A 22,026-nucleotide genomic window follows, 5' to 3' on the forward strand; every position below is an offset into this window, starting at 1 on the left:
GGCGACGTCACCGCTCCCACGGCCCGTCGTACGCCACCCGCGGACGGTCGACGTCGACCCCGACCTCCCGGAGCGTCTCCGTCGCGTGCTGGACCGGCGCGGGGTCGGCGCGGTCGAGCGGGTCGTCCGTCGCCTCGGCGAACCGGACCGTCCAGTCGCCGTCGATCACGACCGTCGCGCGGCGCGGGATGTCGGAGTGGCCCTCCCACGACCCGGCGAGGAGGTCGTACGACTCTGCGACGCCGCCGTGGAAGTCGGCGACGACCGGGAACGGGAGGTCGAACCGGTCGGCGTACGCGAACCCGGCGTACAGCGAGTCGCCGGTGAGCGCGACGACGGCGAGGTCGTCGCGGTCCCCCCACCCGGCGTCGCGGACCGCGGCGAACTCGGCCGTACACGCGGGCACGAACGTTGCGGGCGCGAGACAGAGCACGGCGGCGTCGTGCGCCTCGACGAGCCGAAACAGCTCCAGTTCGGTCGCGGTCTCACCGCTGACCGCGGGCGCGATGAAGTCGGGGGCCGTGTCGCCGACACCGATCATGGAGACACGTGCGTGCGTGACGGCATAAATGGCCACTCCCGAGCGTTGCGGTGCGGACTCTCCCGAAACACGGAATAACTGTCGTCTTGGCGGGTGTTAGCAGCAGTCTCGGTGGAAGTCTTATACGCGTGGGCCACCGAAATGAGTCGTGATCGAACCCCACGTAGAGACGGCGCTCGCCCTCGTCGGCACCTACGGTGCCGCCGCGGTCTTCGTCGTCTTCGCCCTCGAAGGCGCCCTCGTGGGGAAGGTGTTGCCCGCGCGGACGCTGTTCGTCGCGGCGGTGGTCGCCGCTGGCGTCGAGGCGGTCGCCGTGTTGCCCGTGTTTGTCGCGGCGGTGGGGGGCGCGACGGTCGGCCAGATCCTCGTCTTCGTCGCCGTCCGCCGGTTCGACGTGGACCCCACGGAGTTCAGGGTGGTCCCGGTCGGAGCGTCTCGCCTCGACGGGGCGAACCGCTGGTTCGACCGGTGGGGGCTCCCGGCGATCGCCGCCTCGAACGCGGTCCCCGGGACGCGCGGGTGGCTCGCACTGTCCAGCGCGAGCGGCTCGTCGGTGTCTACCTCGCGGTTCGCCGTCGCGTCGATGGTCGGGTCTGTCGCGTACGCGGGCGCGCTTCTCGGGATCGGGTTGGCGGTCGCGCTCGGTTTCGAGAGCGCGGTCGGGCTGTTCGGCGGCGATCTGGTCGCCTCGCTGTAATTCGGCCGAAATCGGCCGTTTCGCGCCTGTACGGCTCAGAGAACGGTCCCGTGTTTCTTGTCCGGCAGATCCTTCTGTACGTCCTCGTAGAAGTCGAACCGCGCGGCCAGCTCCGCGCGGAGGTCCGAGGGCGGGACGATTTCGTCGATGACGACCTCGCTGGCCATCCGGTGGACGTCGATCCCCTCACGGTACTCCTCGCGCAGGCGCTGCTCCTCGGCCGCTCGCTCCTCGGGGTCGTCGATCTCGGCGAGCTTCCGGGCGTAGACGGCGTTGATCGCGGCCTCGGGGCCCATGATCCCGATCTCGCCCGAGGGAAGCCCGATGACGCTCTCGGGGTCGTAGGCGGGCCCCCCCATCGCGTAGATGCCCGCGCCGTACGCCTTCCGGACCACGACGGTCTGTTTCGGGACCGTCGCCGAGGAGGTGGCGTAGATCATCTTCTTCCCCTTCTCTAAGATGGCGTCCTTCTCGACCTGCGAGCCGGCCATGAAACCGGGCGTGTCACAGAGGTACAACAGCGGGATCTCGTAGGCGTCGCAGGTCCAGATGAACTCCGCGGCCTTCTCCGCGGCGTCCGGGAAGATGGCGCCGGAGCGTTCAGTGGGCTGGTTGGCGACGACGCCGACCGGGCGCCCGTCGATCCGACAAAACGCCGTGACTATCTCCGGGCCGTACCCCTCTTTCAGCTCGAAAACCGACTCGGCGTCCGCGATCCGGTCGATCAGGTCGTGGGCGTCGTACGGGCGGTTCGGCGCCTCGGGGATCAGCTCGTCTATCCCCTCGGGCGAGAACTTCGGCGGCTTCGTTTCGCGTCTCGGGGGCTTCTCGCCCGCCTGATCCGGGAGGTAGCCGATCAGGTCCGCGACCAGTTCGCGGGCGTGCTCCTCGTCGCGCGCGATCAGGTCCGCGGAGCCGGACTCCTCGGCGTGGACGCGCGGGCCGCCGAGGTCCTCCAGGTCGATCTCCTCGCCGGTGACCATCTCGACCATCCGCGGGGAGGCGATCGCCATCGCGGACATCCCCTCGACCATCACGGTGAAGTCCGCGAAGATGGGCGTGTAGGCGGCGCCGGCGATACAGGGCCCGTAGAGGACGCAGATCTGCGGCACCGCGCCGGAGAGCATCGAGTGGTTGTAGTAGTACTTCCCGATCCCCTCGCGGTTGGCGAAAAAGCCCGTCTGCTGGTCGATCCGCCCGCCGGAGGAGTCCATCAGGTAGAGGACCGGGTTCCCCGTCTTCAGGGCGCGCTGTTGCATCCGGAGGAACTTCTCGACGCCCTTCGACGCCATCGACCCCGCCTTCACGGTGAAGTCGTTGGCCATGAAGTGGACGTCGCGCCCCTCAAACGCCGCGGCGCCCGTCAGCAGGCCGTCGCCCGGGAGGCGGTCGCCGCCCGCCTCGTTGCGCTCCCCGTCCTCGCCGGCGGGCGCGTCGGGGTGCCAGTCGTCGAAGGCGGCGAACTTCCCGTCTTCGAACTTCACGCCCGCGGGGTCGCCGTCGGCCGCGCTCGCGTCGCCGGCGCCCCGCGTCCCGTCCTCGCCGCCGAACCAGAGGTCGAGGCGGTCGCGGACGAACAGCTTCCCCTGCTCGGAGAGCCGGTCGCGGTACTTCTCCGGGCCGCCCTCGCGGATGTCGGCGATCTCCGCGCGGAGGTCGCGCTCGCGGTCCGTGGGCCCGAGGTCGTCGTCGAGCGGGTAGCTCGGTTCGGACGGCTCGGCGCTCGCGAGCGGCGTCTCCTCGCCCTCGATGTGGACGTCGACGCCGACGCCGAGGTGTTCCGCGAGCGACTGCGCGATCGCCTCGGCCTCCTCGGGGGTCGCCGCCGCGCCGACGTGGACTTTCATGGACGCAAGATTTGCGGAGAGTCCTAAACAGTTTTCCATGCGAGATCGGCGGCGGGCGTCGGACGACGGACCGAGCCTCGGGGCGACGGTGCGGTCCGGTTCAGTCCCCGTCGACGGCGGCTTCCAGCCGCTCGATCAGCGCCTCGTTGCCGACGTACAGCGGCGTGCGCTGGTGGACCGCCTCGGGCTCGACGTCAAGGATCGAGCCGGTTCCGTCCGAGGAGGCGCCGCCGGCGCGCTCGATGATGTACGCGATGGGGTTCGCCTCGAACTGGAGCCGGAGCTTGCCCGCCGGCGCGCTCCGGAGCGCGGGGTACGCGAAGACGCCGCCGTAGGTGAGCACCTGGTTCACGTCACCGACCATCGCGCCGCCGTAGCGGAGCTTCAGCTCGTCTTCGACCGCCCGGGCGTACGCCCGGAAGTCGGCGGGCCAGTCGGGGACGCGCCCGCCGAACCCGTAGACGGTCGGGGTCTCCGGCAGCGAGAGGTCGGCCTCGACGACCGACCGGTCGACCCCGTCGCCGTCGCGCGCGACAACCTCCTCGCGGACGCCCGCCTCGTCGGCGACGACCATCGTCGTGATCGGGCCGTAGAGGACGTAGCCGGCGGCGACGAGGTCGCGGCCGCTCGCGGGCAGCGGGGCGTCGTAGATCCCAACGACGGTCCCCATCGCGTTGTTCGACCGCAGGTTCGAGGAGCCGTCGAGGGGGTCGATCGCGACCGCGTAGGCGTCGTCCGGCCCGCTCCCGACCGCACCGCCCGCGTCGACCGCCGTCTCGCGCTCCTCGCTGACGAACGAGCCGACGCCGTCGACCGCGGTGATCGCCTCGCCGAGCAGCTCGTCGGCGTAGAGGTCGCCCGCAAGCACCGACTCGCCGGAGGCGTTCTCCGTCCCGCTCTCGACGCGGCGGCCGGGGAGCGCGTCGCGGATCTCGGGGGCGGTCGCCGCGACCGCGTCGAAGACGGCCGCGACGGTCGGGTCCGGGGACGCCATCAGTCCTCGCTCTCGGCGATCGCCAGCGCCTCGTCGGGCTCGACCTCCTGGAAGATCACGGCCTCCAGCGCGTCGAGGATGCGCTCGGGCTCGTCGCGCTGGAAGACGTTCCGGCCGACGGCGATCCCGGTCGCGCCGGCGTCGATGGCGTTCGAGACGTTCCGGAGGAACGCCTTGTCGTCGCGCATCGTTCCGCCGGACATGACGACGTCCGCGGGGCCGGCCATCTCGACGGCGTGGCCCATCGCCTCGGCGGAGCCGGGGTACTTCACCTTCACCACGTCGGCGCCGAGCTCCAGGCCGAGCCGCGCGCCGTAGGAGATGACGTCCGGGCTGCCGTCGTTGCGGAGCCCCTGGCCGCGGGGGTACGACCACATGACGACGCCCATGTCGTGTTCGCGGGCGCCCTCCTGCGCCTCGCGGAACTCCTCGGCCATCTCGATTTCGTGGTTCGACCCGCCGTAGACGGTGAACCCGACCGCGTCGGCGCCCAGTTCAGCCGCGTACTCCGCTGTACAGTTGACCGCGCTGTTCGGCTCTCCCATCCAGAGGTTCGAGGTCCCGTTGAGCTTCAACAGGAGGTTTACCTCGTCCTCGTAGTCGGGGTAGTACGCCTCCGCGAGCCCCTTCTGGACGGCCAGCGCGGTGACGGCCTCGTGGGTGCCGAGCTCGAAGATCCGTTCCGGGTCCGCCGTGTCCGGGTTCGGTTCGAAGTCGACCGGCCCGTGTTCGAGCCCGTGGTCGTACGCGAGGATCAGGGATTTACCGTCGCGCTCGATGTCGTCGGCGGCGTGAGGAAGCATCAGTTCGTAGTTCCGTTACATACATAAAAAGGCCTGCGGTGGAATCGTCGGGCGTAAAGAAACTAAACGGCCGATTGAGCGGCGTTTCAAGTCGGGTATCGGAGGATCATTCGGTATCACTAATTACTACTCAAATTGTTAATTTCTCTGCGCGGGACGCGCCCGGGCCGGGGTTTCGCAATACTTACCACCCGCGGCGCGGCAGCGGTCCGCATGCGAGCACTCTCCGAGGTCGAGGTCGTCGGCGTCGTCGGCGCCGGGACGATGGGCAACGGCATCGCGCAGGTCGCGGCGACCGCGGGCTACGACGTGGTGATGCGCGACGTCGAGGCCGAGTACGTCGAGCGCGGCCTCGACAGCGTCGCGGACAGCCTCGACCGGCTGGCCGGGAAGGACGCGCTCGACGAGGAACCGGACGCGATCCGCGACCGAATTACGGGCACGACCGACCTCGACGACCTGGCCGCCGCCGACCTCGTCGTCGAGGCCGTGATCGAGGATCTCGACGTGAAACGCGAGGTGTTCGCCGACGTAGACCGCGTCACCGACGACGACGTCGTCCTCGCGACGAACACCTCCACGCTGTCGATCACGACGATCGCGAGCGCGACCGACCGCGCGAGCGACGTGGTCGGCCTCCACTTCATGAACCCAGTCCCGATCATGGACGGCGTCGAGGTGGTGGTGGGCGAGCGCACCGATCCCGCGGTCGTCGACTTCGCGCACGCCTTCGCCGAAGATCTGGGCAAGGAGACGTGGGAGGCCGACGACAAGCCCGGCTTCGTCACCAACCGCATCCTGATGCCGTGGATAAACGAGGGGATCCGCGCGTACGACGAGGGCGTCGCGGACAAGACCGACATCGACCGCGGGATGAAGCTCGGCACGAACGTCCCGATGGGGCCGCTCGAACTCGCCGACCACATCGGTCTCGACGTGGCGCTCGACGCCAGCGAGACGCTCCACGAGGAGCTCGGCGACCGCTACAAGCCCGCCTACCTCCTCAAGCGCAAGGTCGAGGCCGGCGACCTCGGGAAGAAGACCGGTCGCGGGTTCTACGAGTACGAATAAGGGTAGCCGGCGCCGGAGCGAATCAGGCCGCGTCCGCGTTGCCGTCGCGGTTGTCGTCCGCCGTCCACCGGCGCGCGCCGGGCAGGATCCCGACCAGCTTCGTCACGTAGCCGAACTTGAACAGCCCCAGCTGCGAGAGCGCCCCGAGGACGAACACCGCGAGGAACGCGGGCGCCGAGAGGTCGAAGAGGAGGGGTTCGACGGTGGTCTCCGCGGCCGCGGCCTGGAAGTCCGCGGGCCTGAGCGACCGCGAGGCGACCGCCGCGCCGATGAGAGCGGTTGAGACCACGAGCGTCGTCCGGGTGAGGACGAACCCGAACAGCGCGCCGACCGCGACGCCCGCGAGCGTCGCGCCGACGAGCAGCGCCGTCCCCTCGATCCCCGCGGCGTCCGCCGCGTAGAAGGGACCCACCGCGAACCGGCCGGCGAAGCCGCCGACGACCGCCCCGATCCCCAGCACCGCGAACGAGAGTCCGGCGTACGCGAGGAAGCCGCCAAGGAGCCCGCCGACCGCGACCGCGCCGGCGGTGATCGCCAGCCCGTCGACCGCGACCAGGCCGACGACGTTCGGCGCGAACAGGTAGCCGGCGCCGGCGCCGACGAGCAGCCCCGTCAGCGTCACCGCGTAGACGGAGACCGCCGCGCCGACGAACGCGAGCGCGAGCCCCGCGAACACCAAGCCGCCGGTAAGTGGGGAGAGCATGTGGGTATCGTGGCGGTCGCTGGTATTTAAATTGTCGCAGCGAGGGCGACGGGAAGCGCGCCCCAAGGGGGGCGACCGCTTTCATCGCGCCCGACTCGCCGCCTGCCGGTCGATGTACCGCGTGTAGCCGCCGACGGCCAGTCCGAAGCCGACGACGAGGAGGAGAAAGCCGAGGAGGCGGCTGGTTCCCACCGTCATAACCGCGAGGACGACGCCGAACAGCAGCGCGAAGACGCCGGCAACGACGACGCCGACGTCGAGCAGCGGCGAGGGCTGGATCGTGCGGCAGTGCGGGCAGATCCGCGCGTCGGCGGGGATCGGCTCGCGGCAGTCGACGCAGCGGAGGCGGTCGCTCGGCACGCGAGGCGCTTCGGTCGTGATCGGTTTGGCTCTGTTGACTACGTGGCGGTTGCTGGGAAACGGCCGCGGGATACGGAGGATGCGGTCGTCGGTGCCGGCGTCTCCGGCCCGTGGCGCCTATTTATATCTCGACCAACCGTATCACGCATATGGGAGGGGGTTTACATCGGAAGCTCATCGAGGAATCCTCGGACATCCCGACGATCATCGATTCGGAGGGGACGATAACGTACGTGAGCCCTTCGGTCACGCAGACGCTCGGCTACGAGCCCGAGGAGCTGATCGGAGAGGTCGGATACGAGTACCAACATCCCGACGACCGCGACGCCGTCGCCGACGCCATCGAGGCCATCATGGTCGACCCGAGCGACACCCAAACAATCGAGACGCGGTTTCGGCGAGCCGACGGGTCGTGGTGTTGGATCGAGGCGACCCTCCAGAATCGGTTCGACGACCCGGACATCGACGGGATCCTCGTGAACAGCCGCGACATCTCCCGGCGAAAGCGGCAGGAACAACGGTTTCGGGGGCTCGCAGCGGAGTACAGGACCCTCCTCGGTAGCGTCGAGGACAGTATCTTCTTCCTCACCGTCGAGTCCGGAGACGCGGAGCCCGTGTTTCGCTTCGAACGGTTGAACCGGGCCTACGAAGAACAGACCGGGATCACGACCGACGAGGTCCGGGGAAAGACGCCGACCGACGTGTTCGGCGCGGACATCGCGGCGGATCTCAACGCGAACTACCGCCGGTGCGTCCGTGCCCGCGAACCGATCTCGTACGAGGAGGAGCTCCGCGTCGAGACAGGCGCGCGCTTCTGGCAGACGGTGCTCACGCCGATCGTCACGAACGGGGAGGTGGTTCAGATCATCGGAATCACGCGAAACATCACGGAGCGGATCAAACAGGAGCGACAGCTGCGGAGCCAGAACGAGCAGTTAGAGGAGTTCGCCGGCGTGGTGTCTCACGACCTGCGAAACCCACTCAACGTCGCGCAGGGGCGGGCGGCGCTGCTCGCCGTCGAGTGCGACAGCGAGCACCTCGGCCCGATCACGAGGTCGCTCGACCGGATGGAGGAGATCGTCTCCGACACGCTCACCCTCGCCAGACAGGGCCGGGTCGTCTCGGAGTTGGAACCGTTCGATCTAACGAATTTGGTCGGCAGCTGCTGGAAAAACGTCCGCACGGAGGGGGCGACGATCGAGATCGAAGACGAGATCACGATCGTCGGCGACCAGAGTCGGCTCCGACACGTCTTCGAGAACCTGTTTCGAAACAGCGTGGAACACGGTTCCACGAGCAGCGAGGGACGAAGTCCCTCGGGCAACCGGGCTCCGCCCGGTGACAGCCGGACGGAGTCCGGCGACGCAGTCGAGCACGGCGGGCCGGGCGTGACCGTCCGTGTCGGCCGGATCGATAACTACGGGATCTACGTGGAAGACTCCGGCCCGGGGATACCTGAGGACGTTCGCGGGGACGTGTTCGACCACGGATACACCTCGGAAAGCGACGGGACGGGGTTCGGGTTGACCATCGTCAAGCGGATCGCCGAGGCCCACGGCTGGCAGGTCGCAATCGTCGAGGGGGCCGACGGGGGCGCGCGGTTCGAGTTCACCGACGTTGATCTCAATCAGTGAGGGGACTGCGCCGTGCGATCCGCGTCCTCGTTGTCGCTCTCCGCCCTCGTTGTCGCCCTCCGCCCTCGTTGTCGCCCTCCCGCCCTCGTTGTCGCCCTCCCGCCCTCGTTGTCGCCCTCCCGCCCTCGCTCAGTCCGCGCCCGCCGCAGCTGCGGGCTCGTCGTCGACGTCCAGCGTCTCCTCCACCTGCGTGAACACCCCGACGAGGGCGACTGCGGCGGCCGCGGCCCCGACCGCGAAGGGGACGACGAAGCCGAAGCCGTAGAGCCAGCCGGACGCCAGCGGGCCCAAGGCGACGCCGAAGCCGAACCCCATCGTGAGCACGGAGAGGGTGGTCCCGGACTCCCCCTCACGCGCGAGGTCGCCGGCGAGCGCGAGCGACGGGGCGAACACGCACGCGACCGCGATCCCCTGCCCGAGCCGGACGAGCATCATCAGCGCCGGCTCCGTCACGATCCCCTGGAGGAGGGTCGTGGGGACGAGCAGGACGAACCCGGCGAGCAGGAACGGTCGCCGGCCGATCCGGTCGCTGGCGCGCCCCACCGGGACCTGGAAGATCACGTTGGCGATCGTCACGGCCGCGAACTGCGCGCCGAACCAGATCGGGGCCTGGTCCAGCCGGACGTTCACCTGGTTCTGGAGCGTCGCGAACAGCGCGATGCACGCGCCCATCGCGACCGTCGCGAGCCCCAGCGTGAACACGGGGTCAAGCAGGCGATCCTCGCCGCGGACTCGGATCGAGACGTCGTCGCCCGCCTCGGCCTCGACGTCAGCGTCCCGGACGAGGAAGAACACGAGCGTGAAGCTGAGGTACGCCCCCGCGCAGGCCGCGACGAAGGCCGCGTCGAACCCGTCGAGGACCGGGAGGCCGACGGCTGAGAGGTCGTACGGGCCCGCCTCGACGACGGCGCCCGCGAGGACCGGGCCGAAGCCGAAGCCGATGAGCCGGAACGTGTTGTACACCCCGAAGTTCCCGCCGCGGTCGGAGTCGCTCGCGGCGTACTCGTTCACCAGGGCGACCGTCGCGGGGATGATGAGCGCCGCGCCGAGTCCCTGGATCGCGCGGAGCGCGACCAGCGCCGGGTAGCTCGTCGCGATCGTGTACAGCCCGCTCGCGGTGCCGAGGAGTAATATTCCGGCGAGGACGAAGGGGCGCCTCCTGCCGACGCGGTCCGAGATCCGCCCCGTGAACGGCTGCGAGAGGCTGTTGAGGAAGCCGAAAAGCGAGAGGACGACCCCGATCAGCAGCGGCTCGGTCAGCGTGACCGCGGCCGCGCCGACCCCGACCTCCGTGCCGAGCAGCCCCTCGATGTCGACCACGTCGCTCGTGATGTACAGCGGGAGGACGACGATGAGGAAGGAGTTCCCGGCCGCTCCGACCATCCGCGCGAGCGCCAACACGATCACGCGACGGTCGGTCTCGGCGATGCTGGAGAGCGAGCCCATCCACCTGTAGTTCGAAACGGAGGATAAAGGCGCTTGGGAACGGGGGGAGTCGATCCGCTTTCGGGCGAGCAGGGGTGGTTAGAGAACCGGCCGCTCAGCGCGGCGGACGGAGAACCGGCCGCTCAGCGCGACGCCGGCGTCCGCTTGTCGATCCCGCGAACCTCGAAGCGCGCGCCACCCTCCTCGCCGGTCGTCGCCTCGACGGTCCAGCCGTGCGCGGAGGCGATCTCCTGGACGATCGCGAGCCCGAACCCGGTGTTGCCCGCGGTGCCGCTCTCGCCGGGTTCGAAGAGGGAGTCGGCGACTTCGGGGTCGATCCCCGGCCCGTCGTCCTCGACGAAGAAGCCGTCCGAGAGGTCGCCGACGCGGATCGAGACGGCCGGGCCGACGTGGTCAACCGCGTTTCGCATCAGGTTCTCGAAGAGGTTCCGGAGGCGGTCCGGGTCGGCGAGCACCTCGCGCTCGGTCTCGACGGAGAGGGTCGCGTCGGCGGTGTCGACGGTCGACCAGCTGTCGGTGACGACCGCCGCGAGGTCGACGGGCTCGGGGTCGCCGACCGTCTCCCCCTCCCGCGCCAGCGTGAGCGTGCGCTCGACGATCGATTCCATCCGATCCAGCGCGTCGAGCGCGGCGGACAGGCTCTCGTCCTCGCCGTCAGCCGCGTCATGGGCGAGTTGGACGCGCCCCTGCGCGACGTTGAGGGGGTTACGCAGGTCGTGCGAGACGATGCTCGCGAAGGAGTCGAGCCGGTCGTTCTGTCGCTCGAGGGCGGCCTCGCGCTCCTTGAACGCCGTGATGTCCTCCTGGAAGCCGACCCAGTGCGTGACGGTGCCGTCCGCGTCGCAGATCGGGGCGACGCTCACCCGGTTCCAGAACTCCGTGCCGTCCTTCCGGTAGTTCAACAGCTCGACGCTCGTCGACTCCTCGGCGTCGATCGCCTCGCGGAGCGCCTGGACTGATTCTTCCTCTGTGTCCGGCCCCTGGAGGAACCGGCAGTTGACGCCGATCGACTCCTCGCGGTCGTACCCCGTCATGTCGACGAACCGGTCGTTGACGTACACCATCGGGTTGTCCTCCTGTGCGGGGTCCGTGATGGTGATCCCGACCGGCGCCTCGTCGAGCGCGCGGGTCTTCGTCTCCAGCTCCTCGCGGCGCTCGCGCTCGTCGGAGACGTCGCGGAGGATACCGACGCTCCCGTCGAAGGAGTCCCCCTCGTACGGCAGCGCGGCCATGTGGTCGCGACAGGGGATCGGGTCGCCCTCCTTTGGGACGATGTCGACCGCGAAGTGCTGGACGTCTGGGCCGTCGTCCGAGAGGATCGTACCGAGCCGGTCTTCGGCCTCCGCGACGGCCGCGTCGTCCTTGATGAATCCGGGGGTCCGCCCGATGATCTCCTCGCGGTCGTAGCCGGTGAGCTCGGCGAACGGCTCGTTGACGAACCGGAACTCCCCGGTCTCGTCGACGACGTAGACGGGGTAGCCGAGCGCCTCGATGACCGTCGAGTAGCGGTCGGCGATCTCCTTGGTCCGGTGCTCCTCGACTGCCTGGTCGACGCGGTTCGCGAGCCGACGGAGCTGCTCGGGGCCGCCCTTCTGGAAGTAGCCGGTGACGCCGGCGTTGAGCGCCTGGCTCGCGATCTCCTCCGACCCCTTGCTGGTGTACAGCACGAAGGGCACCTTCCGGTGGCGCTCGCGCAGCGTCTCGAAGAACTCTAGCCCGTCCATCGCGGGCATGTCGTAGTCGCTGACGACGCAGTCGAATGCGGCCTCGTCGAGCCGCTCCAACGCGGTCTCCGGGTCGGTCACGCTCGTCACCGCCACCGCGTCGAGCTCCCGCTCGAGGTACGCCTCCGCGAGGTCGAGGACCGAGGGGTCGTCGTCGACGTGTAGCACGTCGATCGCTCCGGGCATGCGGGAAGACAGGGGCGCACGGAATAAACGACTACCGCCCCGGCTATCGTATCTGGATCCGCGTGCGACGCCGAGCGCGCTCCGCGTCCACTTCCGGCCCGCGTGGCTGGTTCTTAAGGCCGCAGAGCGCGGACCCGAACGCGATGACCGGGGGGACGCCCGGTGCCGGGGAGACGCTCCCGGGCGCCGGCGACGAGGACGACGACGCGGTCGACCGCGTCGTCTGCCACGTCGATATGGACTGCTTTTACGCCTCCTGCGAGCGGCTGCGACACCCCGACCTCGCGGACGAACCCGTCGTGGTCGGGATGGGGTACGAGCCGGGCGACTCGATCGGCGCGGTCGCGACCGCGAGCTACGAGGCCCGCGAGTTCGGCGTCGACAGCGCCATGCCCATCTCGAAGGCGCTGGAGCTGCTCCCCCGCCGCGCCGACGCCGACCCCGACGATCCGGACGCGCCGGACCCGGAGGAGACGGGCCGGTACCTCCCTGTCGACCTCGACTTCTACGAGGATGTGGCCGGCGAGGTGAAGGAGATCCTGCGCGACTGCGCGGACACCCGCCGCGAGGTGAGCATCGACGAGGCGTACCTCGACGTCACCGACCGGACCTCGTGGGCGGTCGCGGGAGGTGTCGGCGGGGCCAACGACAACACCGACCCCGAATCTCCGCCGCCGAGCGGCGCCGCCGGGCCCGCCGAGGCGCGGACGCTCGCGGAGGGGTACGCCCGGCACGTGAAAGACCGTATCGAGCGCGAGGCGGGCGTGCCGGCGAGCGTCGGCGTCGCGCCGAACATGTCGGCCGCGAAGGTCGCCAGCGACGCCGACAAGCCGGACGGCCTCGTCGTCGTGCCGCCGGGGTCGGTCGCCGAGTTCCTCGCGCCGCTGCCGACCGCCGACGTCCACGGGGTCGGCCCCGTGACGGAGGAGACGCTCGCGGACCGGGGGATCGAGACCGCGGGCGACCTAGCCGCGGCCGACCGCGACCGCCTCGCCGAGGCGCTGGGCGAGCGCGGCCCGGAGCTCTCCCGGCGCGCCGCCGGCGACGACGACCGCGAGGTGACGCCGACCGGCCTCCCGAAGAGCCTCTCGCGCGAGTCGGCGCTGCCGACGACCGCCGACGAGTCGACGAAGCGAGAGACGGTCTCCGCGCTCGCCGCAGACGTGGCCCGCCGCGCCCGCGAGCGCGGCTGCCTCTACCGCACCATCGGGATCAAGGCGGTCGAGCCGCCGTTCGACGTCAACACCCGCGCCCGGAGCCTCCCCGGGCCGGTCGACGACCCGGACCTCGTCGAGGAGGTGGCGCTCGATCTCCTCACCGAGTTCGACGACGCGCGGGTCCGCAAGCTGGGCGTGCGCGTCTCCAAGCTCGACTTCGCCGAGACCGACCAGGCGACGCTCGGCGGGTTCGACGCGGGCGACGGCGGCGGTGCCGGCCGAGAGCGTCGCGAAGGCCGGGGAGATCAGAGCGACCGCGGCGACGGCGGCAAGCTCACGGACTGGGTCGACGGGCCGCCGGACCGCGACGGCGACGAGTCCGGATCGATCGCGGACCGCGAGCGACGGGGAACCGAGGAGGGACAGGCGTCGCTCGGCGATTGGGAGTGACGGGGCGGGGCGACCGGGTCGCGGCGACCGCCTCGCGGGCGTGACCCCCGAGCGCGGGTGTCGGGTATTTACGCGACGAGCGACGACCGCGATCCATGGACGATTCAGCCGCCGATCTCTCGTGGGAGACCCTCGACACCGACATCGACTACGCCTGTCCCGGCTTCGACGTGCGGCGCGACGAAGTCCGGTTCCCGAACGGCGAGACGGACGGGTTCCACTACGTCGACGAGCCGCCGGCGGTCGTGGTGCTCCCGCTGACGCCCGACGGCGACGTCGTCGTCATCGACGAGTGGCGGCAGGCGGTCGGCCGGGTGAACCGCGGGATCCCCGCGGGGACGATGGAGCCGGCGGACGAGGGAGAAGCGAACGCGAACGGCGAGGCGAGCGACGACGCGATCGAGCTCGCCGCGGCCCGCGAGCTCGCCGAGGAGACGGGGTACGAGGCGGACTCGTTCGAGCGGCTGACGACCGTCGAGCCGACGAACGGGATGGCGAACGCGGTCCACCACCACGTGCTGGCGACCGGCTGCGAGCCGACCGCCGAGCGCGACTTGGACCACAATGAGTCGATCGCGGTCGAGACGGTGCCGTATGACGACCTGCTCGCCGCGGTCGTCGATGACGAACTCCGCGACGGGCGGGCCGTCACCGCGGTGCTGTGGTACGAGCTCCTCCATCGGTGACCGCGGCGCACGCATCCGCGACGTGGCCCGCGCGGCTTCCGACACGGACAACCATTTTGCCGGGCGGGTCGTACTCCGGGCAATGACAGATCCCTCCAGCGGCGACCCGGTTTCGGACGGGGGCGTCTCCGAGGAGTTCGACGGCGCCGGACCGGACGCCGTCGACGACGCGGGCGGGCCCGACCGGACCGGCGGATCGCCGGGTATCGCCGTCGCGACCGCGTTGCTCCTCGGCGTGCTCGGGCCGGTCATCGCGCTCGCGAGCGGGGTGGCCATCTTCGCGATCGACGCCTTTGTCGGCGGGCTGTCACTGGTCGCGAGCGTCGCGCTCACGCTGATATTCGGCCAGTACGTCGCGTTCGGCGGACTCGCCCTCGGCTACCTCGCGTGGCGGGGCCTCGACCGCGAGGGGATCGTCTCGTACCTCGGCGTCCGGGTCCCGAGCCTCAAGGAGATCGGGATCGTCCTCGGCAGCTGGGTCGTGATCCTCGTGTTGATCCTCGTGATCTCGACGATCGTCCAGCTGCTCGGGACGGAGACGGCGGCGAACCAGAGCGCCGAGCTGGCGATGGGGAACCCGGCGATCATCCCGCTTTTCATCGCGGCCTCGTTCCTCGTCATCGGCCCCTGCGAGGAGATCCTCTACCGCGGCGTCGTCCAGGGGCGGCTCCGCGAGTCGCTGCCGGCGGCCCCGTCGATCGCGCTCGCGTCGGCCATCTTCGCGACCATCCACGTGATGGCGCTGACCGGCGGCCTCTCCGCGCGGCTGACGACCGTCGTCATCCTCTTCGTGCCGAGCCTGGTGTTCGGCGCGGTGTACGAGTATACCGAGAACCTCGTCGTCCCGGCGCTGCTCCACGGTCTCCACAACGCCGTGATCTTCACCGTCCTCTACGTCACCGTGACGCAGGTGGACCCGAGCGACCTGCCGGCGGTGCTCGGAGCCGTTCCGATTTAAAAGAGACGCGGCGAAAGGGACTCGACGCGACGCCGATCGGCTTCGACGAGGCGACCGCGTCGGCGCTCCGCGGCTCAGTACAGATCGTCGAGGGTCTCCTCGACGTGCGAGTGCTCCTCGGCCGGGAACTCGCCGCTCGTCACGGCCTCCGCGTACGCCTCGACGGCGTCGACCATCTCCCCGCGCACGTCGCCGAACCGTTTCGCGAACGGCGGCGACCACTCGCCAAGGCCGACCGCGTCATTGATCACGAGAACCTGGCCGTCGCAGTCGGGGCCCGCGCCGATGCCGATCGTCGGAATCTCCAGCGCCTCGGTCACCGCGCCCGCGAGGTTCGCGGGGACGTGTTCCAATACGAGCGCGAACGCCCCGGCGTCGACGTGGTCGCCCGCAAGGTCGATAATCTCCTCGGCGGCCTCCTGCTCGGTTCCCTGCCGGGTGTAGCCGCCGAGCCGGTTCACGTGCTGGGGCGTCAAGCCGAGGTGCGCCATCACCGGGATCCCGACCTCCGTCATCCGCCGGGTCGTCTCGACCGTGTGCGGGCCGCTCTCGATCTTCACCGCGTCCGCGTTCGCCTCCTTCAGCAGGCGGCCGGCGTTGCGCACCGACTCCGCCTCGTCGACGCCGAACGAGAGGAACGGCATGTCGGCGACGACCAAGGCGTCCTCGGTGGCGCGCGCGACCGCCGCGGTCCGGCTCGCGACCTCGTCGAACGTCACGGGGAGCGTGGAGTCGTAGCCTAAGGCGGCGTTGCCCATGCTGTCGCCGACGAGGACGACGTCGATCCCGGCCTCGTCGACGACCGCCGCCGTCGGGGCGTCGTAGGCGGTCAGCATCGTGATCGGATCCTCGGCGTCCCGGAGTCCCCGCGTCGTGGTCATACCTCGGAGTCACCCGCGCGCCGCCGTAAAATCGTCGGGAACCGGAAAGCGAGCGCGGCGTCGCGGCCGCGCGGTGGCGCGGCGGCGACCGCCACCGATTTGCCGCTCCGCCGCGGAGTCCGTCGCGTGCAACCAGTCGAGCGGGCCGAGTACGAGGGGATCGACTACGCGTGGGTGATGCAGACGACGTTCGTCGTCACCATCCTCGTCGGCGCCCCCGCCGCGGCCCTGCTGTCGACGCTCGTGACGCTGGAGTCGTGGGGCGCGCGCGCCGCGTTCGCGGTCCGGGTCGGTGCCCCCATCTGGTTCGTCACCGCAGTCGCCGTCGCGCTGTACGCGAAGCGGGCCGAGGCCGGCGACGGCGGCGCAGCGACGGACGACGACGCGGACGAGAAAATCGACTCGGACGACAACGACGCAGCTACGGGCGACGACGCTACGGATGACGACGCAGAGCCGACCGAGGATGGCGATCCGACGACGAACGAAGCAGAAAAACGAGGCTGAACGCGCGCGGCGGCTTTTTTATACGCGCTACTCCGCGAGCAGGTCCGAGACCCACGCGAAGTCGACGCCGCCGCGCTCGGCGGTGACCGCGTCGCTCTGTGAGTCGCCGACGAACAGCGCGTTCTCAGGGGCCGCGCCGAGTCGATCGATCGCCGCGAGCAGCGACGCCGGGTCCGGCTTGTGGGTCTCGACGGTGTCCCGGCCGACGATCGCGTCCGAGACGAGCGCGTCGTCGAGCCCGTGAGTGTCGGCCGCGATCCGACACGCCTCCTCGCAGTTGAGCGAGCAGACGCCCGCGGGGGGATGCGAACCGGCGTCGGCGCCAGCCGCGATTCCGGTCAGTCGATCCCCGAGCGGGAGCAGCGCGGACTCGCGGGCTCCGGGGCGCTCGTGGTCCGCGATCGCCGCCTCGACCTCGTCGCGGATCCCGTAGTCGTCGGCCGCGCCGAGCAGGTCCCACAGCTCCTCGGTCGGCGGGATGAGCGCGTGCTCGGCGTAGACGTCGAGGACCGCGTCCGCGACCGCGTCCCAGTCGACCGCGAGCTCGACGAGGGTGCCGTCGAGGTCGTAGACGACCGCGTCGTAGCCGGCGAGGCGGGAGCCGGCCGTCGTCGACTCCGGGTCCCCGTCGCTCACTCGCCGAACACCCCCCGGGCGATGATCGTCTTCTGGATCTCGGTCGTCCCCTCGTATATCTCCGTGATCTTCGCGTCGCGGTAGAGGCGCTCGACGTCGAACTCGGTCGTGTAGCCGTAGCCGCCGTGGATCTGGACCGCCTCGTTCGTCACCGACATCGCGGCCTCGCTGGCGCGGTACTTCGCCTTCGAGGCGGCGACGCGGTAGTCCTCGCCCGCCTCCGCCTGCCGACACGCCTCGCGGACGAGCAGCCGCGCGGCCGACACGTCGGTCGACATCTCCGCGAGCTTGTGCCGGATCGTCTGGATGTCGCCGATCGGCCGGTCGAACTGCTCGCGCTCCTCGGCGTACGATTTCGCCTCGTCGAGCGCGGCCTGCGCGACCCCGACCGCCTGCGCCGCGATGCCGATCCGCCCCTCGGTGAGCGTCCGAAATGCCGCCGAGAGTCCCTTCCCCTCCTCGGTGAGCCGGTTCTCGGCCGGGACCCGACAGTCGTCGAACGTGATCCCGGTCGTGTCCGACGCGCGGAGGCCGAGCTTCTCCTCCTTCTTGCCGACCTCGAACCCGTCGGTGTCGGCCGGGACGAGGAACTGGGTGATCGCGTCGTCGGGGTCGTCGGAATCGCCGTCGCCGTCCCCGCGCGCGGCCTTCGCGAAGACGATAGCCACGCCGCCGCGCTGCCCGTTCGTGATCCACTGCTTCTCGCCGTTGAGGACGTACTCGTCCGCTTCGGAGTCGTACGTCGCGGTCGTCGACATCTGGGCAGGGTTCGACCCCGCCTGCGGCTCGGAGAGACAGAACATCCCGACCGGGCGGCCGGTCTCCGCCATCTCCGGGAGCCACGCCTCGCGCTGCGACTCCGTGCCGAACTCGGCGATACAGGAGGTGGCGAGGCAGTGGACGGAGAGGGCGGTCGCGACCGCGAGCGATCCGTGCGCCAGCGCCTCGTTGGCGACCGCGTAGGTCGTCTCGTCGGCGCCGAACCCGCCGTACTCCTCCGGGACCGTCAGCCCCGTGAGGCCGAGCTCCGCGAGCCCGTCCCACACCGCCTCCGGGAACGTCTCCGTCTCGTCGGCCTCGGCCGCGGTCGGCCGGACCTCCTCGGCCGCGAACTCCCTGACGAGGTCGCGGACCGCCGCCTGCTCGTCGGTGAGCGCCGATCCGACGCGTGCTCCGGTCATGTCACCGCCTTCGGTCCCTCACCGAAAAAGGTGCGCGATCGGCGGGGTCGGGGCTCGGAGGCCGCCGGCACCCTCTACTCGCCCGCCTCGCGCGCCTCCCACAGCGGGTACAGCTCGTCCCGGGGCGGCTCCGCGAGCGGCTCGCCGTCGATCCGGACGGTTCCCTCTGCCGCCTCCTCCCTCTCGCCGGCCTCGACGACGCCAATCTCCGCGCCCTCGATCCCGGCCGCGTCGAGCGCGTCGAGCGCCTCGTCGACGCGTTCCGGCGGGACGGCCGCCAGCAGCGCGCCGGAGCCGAACGTCGCGAGCGGGTCGACGCCGAGCGCGTCACAGCAGGCCCGCGTCTCGGGCCGGACCGGGACCGCGTCGCGCTCGACGGCGAAGGCCGCTCCGCTTGCGGAGGCCATCTCGACGAGCGCGGTCGCCACGCCACCCTCGGTCGGGTCGTGGAGCGCGGTCGCGGCGTCGCGGACCGCGGCCGCGTCGGGGACGACGCTCACCTCGTCGAGGAAATCGGCGGCGGCGTCGAGCGTCGCGGCTGAAACCCCGGCCTCCAGGCACTCCTCGCGGAAGTCAGTCGCGAGGATCGCGGTCGCCTCGATCGCCGCGCCCTTGGTGAGCAGGAGCCGGTCGCCCGGCTCTGCGCCGCCACTCGACACGAAGCGGTCCGTGGTCCCCATCGCCGTCATCGAGCAGAGCGGGCGGTCGAGCGCGTCGAGCACCTCGGTGTGGCCCCCGACGACCGACAGGCCGATGTCGCGAGCGGTCGCGTCGACTTGGTCGACGACGGTCCGGAGGCGGTCGGGGTCGTCGTCCGGCAAAAAGAGCGTGTGCGTGAGCCACCGCGGGTCGGCGCCGCTCGCGGCGACGTCGTTACACGCGACGTGGACCGCGAGCGTTCCGACCGACTCGGCCGCCAGCGACAGGGGGTCGGCCGCGACGACGAGGGTCTCGCCCGCGCCGGTCAGGTCGATCGCGGCCGCGTCCTCGCCGTAGGCCGGCCCCTGCGTCACCGCCGAGTCGGCCGCGCCGGTCGCCGCGAGCGCCGTCGCGAGCGACTCGGGACCCAGTTTTCCGGTCATCGCTCGCGGAGCCACGCCGCGACGGCGTCGGGGTCGGCGTCGAGGCCGCCGCCCTGCGCGAACGTCGGGCCGCCCCCGCCCCCGCCGCCGAACTCGTCGGTGACCGTGCCGACGACCTCGCCCGCGTCGATTTCGGCGGCCGCGTCACCGTCCGCTGCGTCGCCGACCGCGACCACGACGAACGGCGCGTCGCCGGCCCCGACCGCGGCGAGGGCGTCGAGGTCGGTCTCGCTCCCGACCGCCTCGGTCGCCGGCTCCCGGAGCTCGTTCGGGTCGGCGTCGTCGACGGTGCCGACCGCCCAGCGCGCGCCGTCGACCTCGACGACCGGGAGGTCGCGCAGACGGGCCGCGAGCAGCTCCTCGCGGGCCTCCCGGAGGTCCGCCTCCAGTCGGTCGGCCTCGTCGCTGAGGCGTGCGACCGCGTCCGGGAGGTCGGCGACGCGCGCGTCGAGCGTCGTCGCGGCGTCGAGCGCGGCGGCGTGGACCGCGCCGATCTCATCGATGGCCGTCGGGCCGACCGCGAACTCGACGCGGGTCACGCCCTCGCCGGGGTTCGACCGTTCCAAGACCGCGATCGGGCCGATCTCCGCGGTGTTCTCGACGTGTGTCCCGCCGCAGGCGGCGACGTCCCAGGGGTCGGCGTCCGGGTCCGCGGCCGGGTTGCCTCCAACGGGCGCGTCGCCCCCAGCGTCCGCGCCGCCACCGACCGTCACGACTCGGACCGCATCGCCGCCGCTCATCGCGCCCTCCTCGGTCTTCGTGTTGAACGCGATCCCGTCGATCTCACGGGCCTCGTCGGCCGAGTGGGTGTCCCACGAGACGGGAAGCGAGTCCCAGACGGCGCGGTTGGCGAGCCGTTCCAACTCGATCAGGTCGTCGTCGCCCAGCGGCTCGGCGGTCGTCAGGTCGACGCGGACCTTCGTTTCGGAGATGTCGAAGCCGGCGTAGCCGAGGTCGTCGGCGATCCGGCGCGCGGCCCCGTACAGCACGTGCGAGGCGGTGTGCGCTCGGGCGCAGTACGTGCGGAACGCGTCGTCGATGATCCCCGTGACCTCGTCGCCGGGCGCCAAGTCGACGTCCGCGTCGGGGTCGAGGACGTGGACGACCTCTCCCGCCCGCTCGACCACGTCGTCGACGAGGTGGCCGTCGAGGGTGCCCCTGTCGGCCGGCTGGCCGCCCGACTCGGGGTAGAAGTACGTCTCGTCGAGGACGACCTCGCGGCCGTCGACGCGGTCGACCGTCGCTTCGAACTCCCGGACCGTCGGCTCGGCCGGCGCGCGTGAAGCGGTCATTGCCGGGTCGTGGGCGCGGGCGGATAAATAGGTGGCCGCCGCGCGAGCATTTATAAACGAACCGCGGTGGCGCGCGCCTGCGAGCGGCCGCCACTGGCGGCCGCGAGGCAGCACCGCGCGAGGGAGTCGGTCGCCGAGCGGAGCGACGGCGACCGACGAGGCTGGGGAGGCGTGAGGTGCTGTGCGGTGCGGGGGCGGGACTCGAAGGGGCAGCCGGGAGGCGGCCTGAGGCGACGCAAGCACCGAAACGAGGGAGCGAACGGAGTGAGCGACCGAGTGAGGAGCGCAGCGAGCGTCAGGCCGCCTCCCGGCTGGGGCTTCGGCGGTGTTCGTGTCGATCGGTCGTTTATAAACTTCCCCATCGTACAGCCTCCCGGCTGGGGCTTCGGGAGTGTTCGTCGTCGATCCGCCCGCAACGATTTATAAGCGAGCGGCTGGGGCTTCGGGAGTGTTCACCGCCCATCCGCAATCAATTATAAATGAGCGACACGCCACCCGTCGATAGTTTATTTTTGCCGGCCAACGCACGGGATGATATGTCGCCCTCCGACGAACCGAACGAGGAACAGATACGCGCGATAGTCCGCGAGGAGGTCACCAGCACGGCCCGGACGCTCGTCGGGACCGTCCTCTGGACGCTGCTCTCCATCTTCACGGTGTTGGTTGGGATTCAACTGTTCCAGTTCGCGCTGTACGCGGCGTCCGCCGCCGAAGCCGCGGGGTTCGCCCTCGCCGGAGCGGTCGTGACCGGATCGAGTCTCTACCTGCTGTATCTCACACACTGGGCGTAGTGTCCGTGCTTGGAGATCCGGCGCGCGAACGCGACCGGGACCAGAATCAAACACTAACAGCGCCGACTACCCGAGACTCGCGATCACTGATAAATAACACGTAAAAACCGCGTCTCGCTCAGCCTTCGAGCTCGAACGCGACCTCGACTTCGGCCTGGTACTCCCGTTCGGCGTCCCCCTGAAGCTCGACCCCGAACTCCTCTACTTCCGCCCAGTAGACGTTTTCCAGCGTGTCTTCCGCGCGATCGATGGCCTCGTCGGCCGCGGCGTCGAAGCTCTCGTCGCTCGTCCCGATCAGCGTGATCTTTTTGAACACCATGTCGCGTGCTGGTAGGACGCACGGGGGGATAAAAATGGGCGTCTGCGGAGGGCGCAGGTGGACGGGCTCGGGTCCGGCTA

The 22,026-nt window shown here is 70.5% G+C and carries 22 protein-coding genes; 8 read left to right on the plus strand and 14 right to left on the minus strand.

Annotated elements, in window-relative coordinates; all coding sequences use genetic code 11:
• Window positions 1-7 precede the first annotated feature (7 nt).
• Complete coding sequence (locus tag ACOZ35_RS10340) at window positions 8-541, minus strand: redoxin domain-containing protein (RefSeq protein WP_424013510.1); 534 nt, start codon at window positions 539-541, stop codon at window positions 8-10.
• 148 nt (window positions 542-689) lie between these two features.
• On the opposite strand from ACOZ35_RS10340, the gene ACOZ35_RS10345 reads away from it, so the two are divergent.
• Window positions 690-1,238, plus strand: a complete 549-nt coding sequence (locus tag ACOZ35_RS10345; RefSeq protein ID WP_424013511.1) for a DedA family protein — start codon at window positions 690-692, stop codon at window positions 1,236-1,238.
• Window positions 1,239-1,273: 35 nt separating this feature from the next.
• Here the strand turns inward: ACOZ35_RS10345 and ACOZ35_RS10350 are convergent, their stop codons facing one another.
• From ACOZ35_RS10350 to ACOZ35_RS10360, 3 genes are all read right to left on the minus strand, one after another.
• Complete coding sequence (locus tag ACOZ35_RS10350) at window positions 1,274-3,085, minus strand: acyl-CoA carboxylase subunit beta (protein ID WP_424013512.1); 1,812 nt, start codon at window positions 3,083-3,085, stop codon at window positions 1,274-1,276.
• A gap of 100 nt (window positions 3,086-3,185) precedes the next feature.
• Window positions 3,186-4,079 carry a class 1 fructose-bisphosphatase gene (locus ACOZ35_RS10355; RefSeq protein WP_424013513.1) on the minus strand — a complete coding sequence of 298 codons (894 nt, stop codon included), beginning with the start codon at window positions 4,077-4,079 and terminating at the stop codon, window positions 3,186-3,188.
• Window positions 4,079-4,882 carry a class I fructose-bisphosphate aldolase gene (locus ACOZ35_RS10360; RefSeq protein ID WP_424013514.1) on the minus strand — a complete coding sequence of 268 codons (804 nt, stop codon included), beginning with the start codon at window positions 4,880-4,882 and terminating at the stop codon, window positions 4,079-4,081. Before ACOZ35_RS10360 ends, ACOZ35_RS10355 begins: the two co-directional genes overlap by 1 nt.
• A 213-nt stretch (window positions 4,883-5,095) precedes the next feature.
• Between ACOZ35_RS10360 and ACOZ35_RS10365 the strand changes: the two genes are divergently transcribed.
• Window positions 5,096-5,953: a 3-hydroxyacyl-CoA dehydrogenase family protein gene (locus ACOZ35_RS10365; RefSeq protein ID WP_424013515.1), complete on the plus strand. Its 858-nt coding sequence runs from the start codon at window positions 5,096-5,098 to the stop codon at window positions 5,951-5,953.
• 22 nt (window positions 5,954-5,975) lie between these two features.
• On the opposite strand, the gene ACOZ35_RS10370 is transcribed toward ACOZ35_RS10365, so the two are convergent.
• Window positions 5,976-6,656 carry a phosphate ABC transporter permease gene (locus tag ACOZ35_RS10370; protein ID WP_424013516.1) on the minus strand — a complete coding sequence of 227 codons (681 nt, stop codon included), beginning with the start codon at window positions 6,654-6,656 and terminating at the stop codon, window positions 5,976-5,978.
• 81 nt (window positions 6,657-6,737) lie between these two features.
• Complete coding sequence (locus tag ACOZ35_RS10375) at window positions 6,738-7,016, minus strand: zinc ribbon domain-containing protein (RefSeq protein WP_424013517.1); 279 nt, start codon at window positions 7,014-7,016, stop codon at window positions 6,738-6,740.
• 149 nt (window positions 7,017-7,165) lie between these two features.
• On the opposite strand from ACOZ35_RS10375, the gene ACOZ35_RS10380 reads away from it, so the two are divergent.
• Window positions 7,166-8,650, plus strand: coding sequence for a PAS domain S-box protein (locus tag ACOZ35_RS10380; RefSeq protein WP_424013518.1), 1,485 nt, complete (start codon window positions 7,166-7,168; stop codon window positions 8,648-8,650).
• 129 nt (window positions 8,651-8,779) lie between these two features.
• Here the strand turns inward: ACOZ35_RS10380 and ACOZ35_RS10385 are convergent, their stop codons facing one another.
• Entirely contained in the window at window positions 8,780-10,096 is a 1,317-nt protein-coding gene (locus tag ACOZ35_RS10385) for an MFS transporter (RefSeq protein ID WP_424013519.1), read from the minus strand.
• Between the two features lie 122 nt (window positions 10,097-10,218).
• Window positions 10,219-12,006 carry a PAS domain S-box protein gene (locus ACOZ35_RS10390; RefSeq protein ID WP_424013520.1) on the minus strand — a complete coding sequence of 596 codons (1,788 nt, stop codon included), beginning with the start codon at window positions 12,004-12,006 and terminating at the stop codon, window positions 10,219-10,221.
• Between the two features lie 143 nt (window positions 12,007-12,149).
• Between ACOZ35_RS10390 and ACOZ35_RS10395 the strand changes: the two genes are divergently transcribed.
• The 3 genes from ACOZ35_RS10395 (at window position 12,150) to ACOZ35_RS10405 (ending at window position 15,257) form a co-directional block, all read left to right on the plus strand.
• Window positions 12,150-13,613, plus strand: coding sequence for a DNA polymerase Y family protein (locus ACOZ35_RS10395; RefSeq protein ID WP_424013521.1), 1,464 nt, complete (start codon window positions 12,150-12,152; stop codon window positions 13,611-13,613).
• A gap of 95 nt (window positions 13,614-13,708) precedes the next feature.
• Entirely contained in the window at window positions 13,709-14,299 is a 591-nt protein-coding gene (locus tag ACOZ35_RS10400; RefSeq protein ID WP_424013522.1) for an NUDIX hydrolase, read from the plus strand.
• Window positions 14,300-14,381: 82 nt separating this feature from the next.
• The gene (locus ACOZ35_RS10405; RefSeq protein ID WP_424013523.1) at window positions 14,382-15,257 is read left to right on the plus strand and encodes a lysostaphin resistance A-like protein; all 876 of its coding nucleotides are present in this window, start codon (window positions 14,382-14,384) and stop codon (window positions 15,255-15,257) included.
• A gap of 74 nt (window positions 15,258-15,331) precedes the next feature.
• Here ACOZ35_RS10405 and panB read toward each other — a convergent pair whose 3' ends face one another.
• Window positions 15,332-16,138 carry a 3-methyl-2-oxobutanoate hydroxymethyltransferase gene (gene panB, locus ACOZ35_RS10410; RefSeq protein ID WP_424013524.1) on the minus strand — a complete coding sequence of 269 codons (807 nt, stop codon included), beginning with the start codon at window positions 16,136-16,138 and terminating at the stop codon, window positions 15,332-15,334.
• A gap of 126 nt (window positions 16,139-16,264) precedes the next feature.
• Between panB and ACOZ35_RS10415 the strand changes: the two genes are divergently transcribed.
• Window positions 16,265-16,645 carry a DUF5822 domain-containing protein gene (locus ACOZ35_RS10415; protein ID WP_424013525.1) on the plus strand — a complete coding sequence of 127 codons (381 nt, stop codon included), beginning with the start codon at window positions 16,265-16,267 and terminating at the stop codon, window positions 16,643-16,645.
• A 27-nt stretch (window positions 16,646-16,672) separates the two neighbouring features.
• Here the strand turns inward: ACOZ35_RS10415 and ACOZ35_RS10420 are convergent, their stop codons facing one another.
• From ACOZ35_RS10420 to ACOZ35_RS10435, 4 genes are all read right to left on the minus strand, one after another.
• Window positions 16,673-17,281 (minus strand): HAD family hydrolase, encoded by a 609-nt coding sequence (locus ACOZ35_RS10420; protein ID WP_424013526.1) that lies wholly within the window; start codon window positions 17,279-17,281, stop codon window positions 16,673-16,675.
• Window positions 17,278-18,462, minus strand: coding sequence for an acyl-CoA dehydrogenase family protein (locus tag ACOZ35_RS10425; RefSeq protein WP_424013527.1), 1,185 nt, complete (start codon window positions 18,460-18,462; stop codon window positions 17,278-17,280). Before ACOZ35_RS10425 ends, ACOZ35_RS10420 begins: the two co-directional genes overlap by 4 nt.
• A gap of 74 nt (window positions 18,463-18,536) precedes the next feature.
• Entirely contained in the window at window positions 18,537-19,544 is a 1,008-nt protein-coding gene (locus tag ACOZ35_RS10430) for an AIR synthase family protein (RefSeq protein WP_424013528.1), read from the minus strand.
• Window positions 19,541-20,836, minus strand: coding sequence for an alanyl-tRNA editing protein (locus ACOZ35_RS10435; protein WP_424013529.1), 1,296 nt, complete (start codon window positions 20,834-20,836; stop codon window positions 19,541-19,543). Before ACOZ35_RS10435 ends, ACOZ35_RS10430 begins: the two co-directional genes overlap by 4 nt.
• 536 nt (window positions 20,837-21,372) lie before the next feature.
• Between ACOZ35_RS10435 and ACOZ35_RS10440 the strand changes: the two genes are divergently transcribed.
• Window positions 21,373-21,627, plus strand: a complete 255-nt coding sequence (locus ACOZ35_RS10440; protein ID WP_424013530.1) for a hypothetical protein — start codon at window positions 21,373-21,375, stop codon at window positions 21,625-21,627.
• A 118-nt stretch (window positions 21,628-21,745) separates the two neighbouring features.
• Here the strand turns inward: ACOZ35_RS10440 and ACOZ35_RS10445 are convergent, their stop codons facing one another.
• On the minus strand, window positions 21,746-21,946 hold the full coding sequence (locus ACOZ35_RS10445) for a dodecin (protein ID WP_004597524.1): 201 nt from the start codon (window positions 21,944-21,946) through the stop codon (window positions 21,746-21,748).
• Between the last annotated feature and the right edge of the window lie 80 nt (window positions 21,947-22,026).

Source organism: Halorubrum xinjiangense (assembly GCF_049604745.1).
Classification (GTDB): Archaea; Halobacteriota; Halobacteria; order Halobacteriales; family Haloferacaceae; genus Halorubrum; species Halorubrum xinjiangense_A.

Excerpts from the sequence above, each read along its gene's own strand:
- ACOZ35_RS10340 (WP_424013510.1), bottom strand. The coding sequence starts at position 541 with ATGATCGGTGTCGGCGACACGGCCCCCGACTTCATCGCGCCCGCGGTC.
- ACOZ35_RS10350 (WP_424013512.1), bottom strand. The coding sequence starts at position 3,085 with ATGAAAGTCCACGTCGGCGCGGCGGCGACCCCCGAGGAGGCCGAGGCG.
- ACOZ35_RS10355 (WP_424013513.1), bottom strand. The coding sequence starts at position 4,079 with ATGGCGTCCCCGGACCCGACCGTCGCGGCCGTCTTCGACGCGGTCGCG.
- ACOZ35_RS10360 (WP_424013514.1), bottom strand. The coding sequence starts at position 4,882 with ATGCTTCCTCACGCCGCCGACGACATCGAGCGCGACGGTAAATCCCTG.
- ACOZ35_RS10365 (WP_424013515.1), top strand. The coding sequence starts at position 5,096 with ATGCGAGCACTCTCCGAGGTCGAGGTCGTCGGCGTCGTCGGCGCCGGG.
- ACOZ35_RS10370 (WP_424013516.1), bottom strand. The coding sequence starts at position 6,656 with ATGCTCTCCCCACTTACCGGCGGCTTGGTGTTCGCGGGGCTCGCGCTC.
- ACOZ35_RS10380 (WP_424013518.1), top strand. The coding sequence starts at position 7,166 with ATGGGAGGGGGTTTACATCGGAAGCTCATCGAGGAATCCTCGGACATC.
- ACOZ35_RS10385 (WP_424013519.1), bottom strand. The coding sequence starts at position 10,096 with ATGGGCTCGCTCTCCAGCATCGCCGAGACCGACCGTCGCGTGATCGTG.
- ACOZ35_RS10390 (WP_424013520.1), bottom strand. The coding sequence starts at position 12,006 with ATGCCCGGAGCGATCGACGTGCTACACGTCGACGACGACCCCTCGGTC.
- ACOZ35_RS10395 (WP_424013521.1), top strand. The coding sequence starts at position 12,150 with ATGACCGGGGGGACGCCCGGTGCCGGGGAGACGCTCCCGGGCGCCGGC.
- ACOZ35_RS10400 (WP_424013522.1), top strand. The coding sequence starts at position 13,709 with ATGGACGATTCAGCCGCCGATCTCTCGTGGGAGACCCTCGACACCGAC.
- ACOZ35_RS10405 (WP_424013523.1), top strand. The coding sequence starts at position 14,382 with ATGACAGATCCCTCCAGCGGCGACCCGGTTTCGGACGGGGGCGTCTCC.
- panB (WP_424013524.1), bottom strand. The coding sequence starts at position 16,138 with ATGACCACGACGCGGGGACTCCGGGACGCCGAGGATCCGATCACGATG.
- ACOZ35_RS10425 (WP_424013527.1), bottom strand. The coding sequence starts at position 18,462 with ATGACCGGAGCACGCGTCGGATCGGCGCTCACCGACGAGCAGGCGGCG.
- ACOZ35_RS10430 (WP_424013528.1), bottom strand. The coding sequence starts at position 19,544 with ATGACCGGAAAACTGGGTCCCGAGTCGCTCGCGACGGCGCTCGCGGCG.
- ACOZ35_RS10435 (WP_424013529.1), bottom strand. The coding sequence starts at position 20,836 with ATGACCGCTTCACGCGCGCCGGCCGAGCCGACGGTCCGGGAGTTCGAA.
- ACOZ35_RS10440 (WP_424013530.1), top strand. The coding sequence starts at position 21,373 with ATGTCGCCCTCCGACGAACCGAACGAGGAACAGATACGCGCGATAGTC.
- ACOZ35_RS10445 (WP_004597524.1), bottom strand. The coding sequence starts at position 21,946 with ATGGTGTTCAAAAAGATCACGCTGATCGGGACGAGCGACGAGAGCTTC.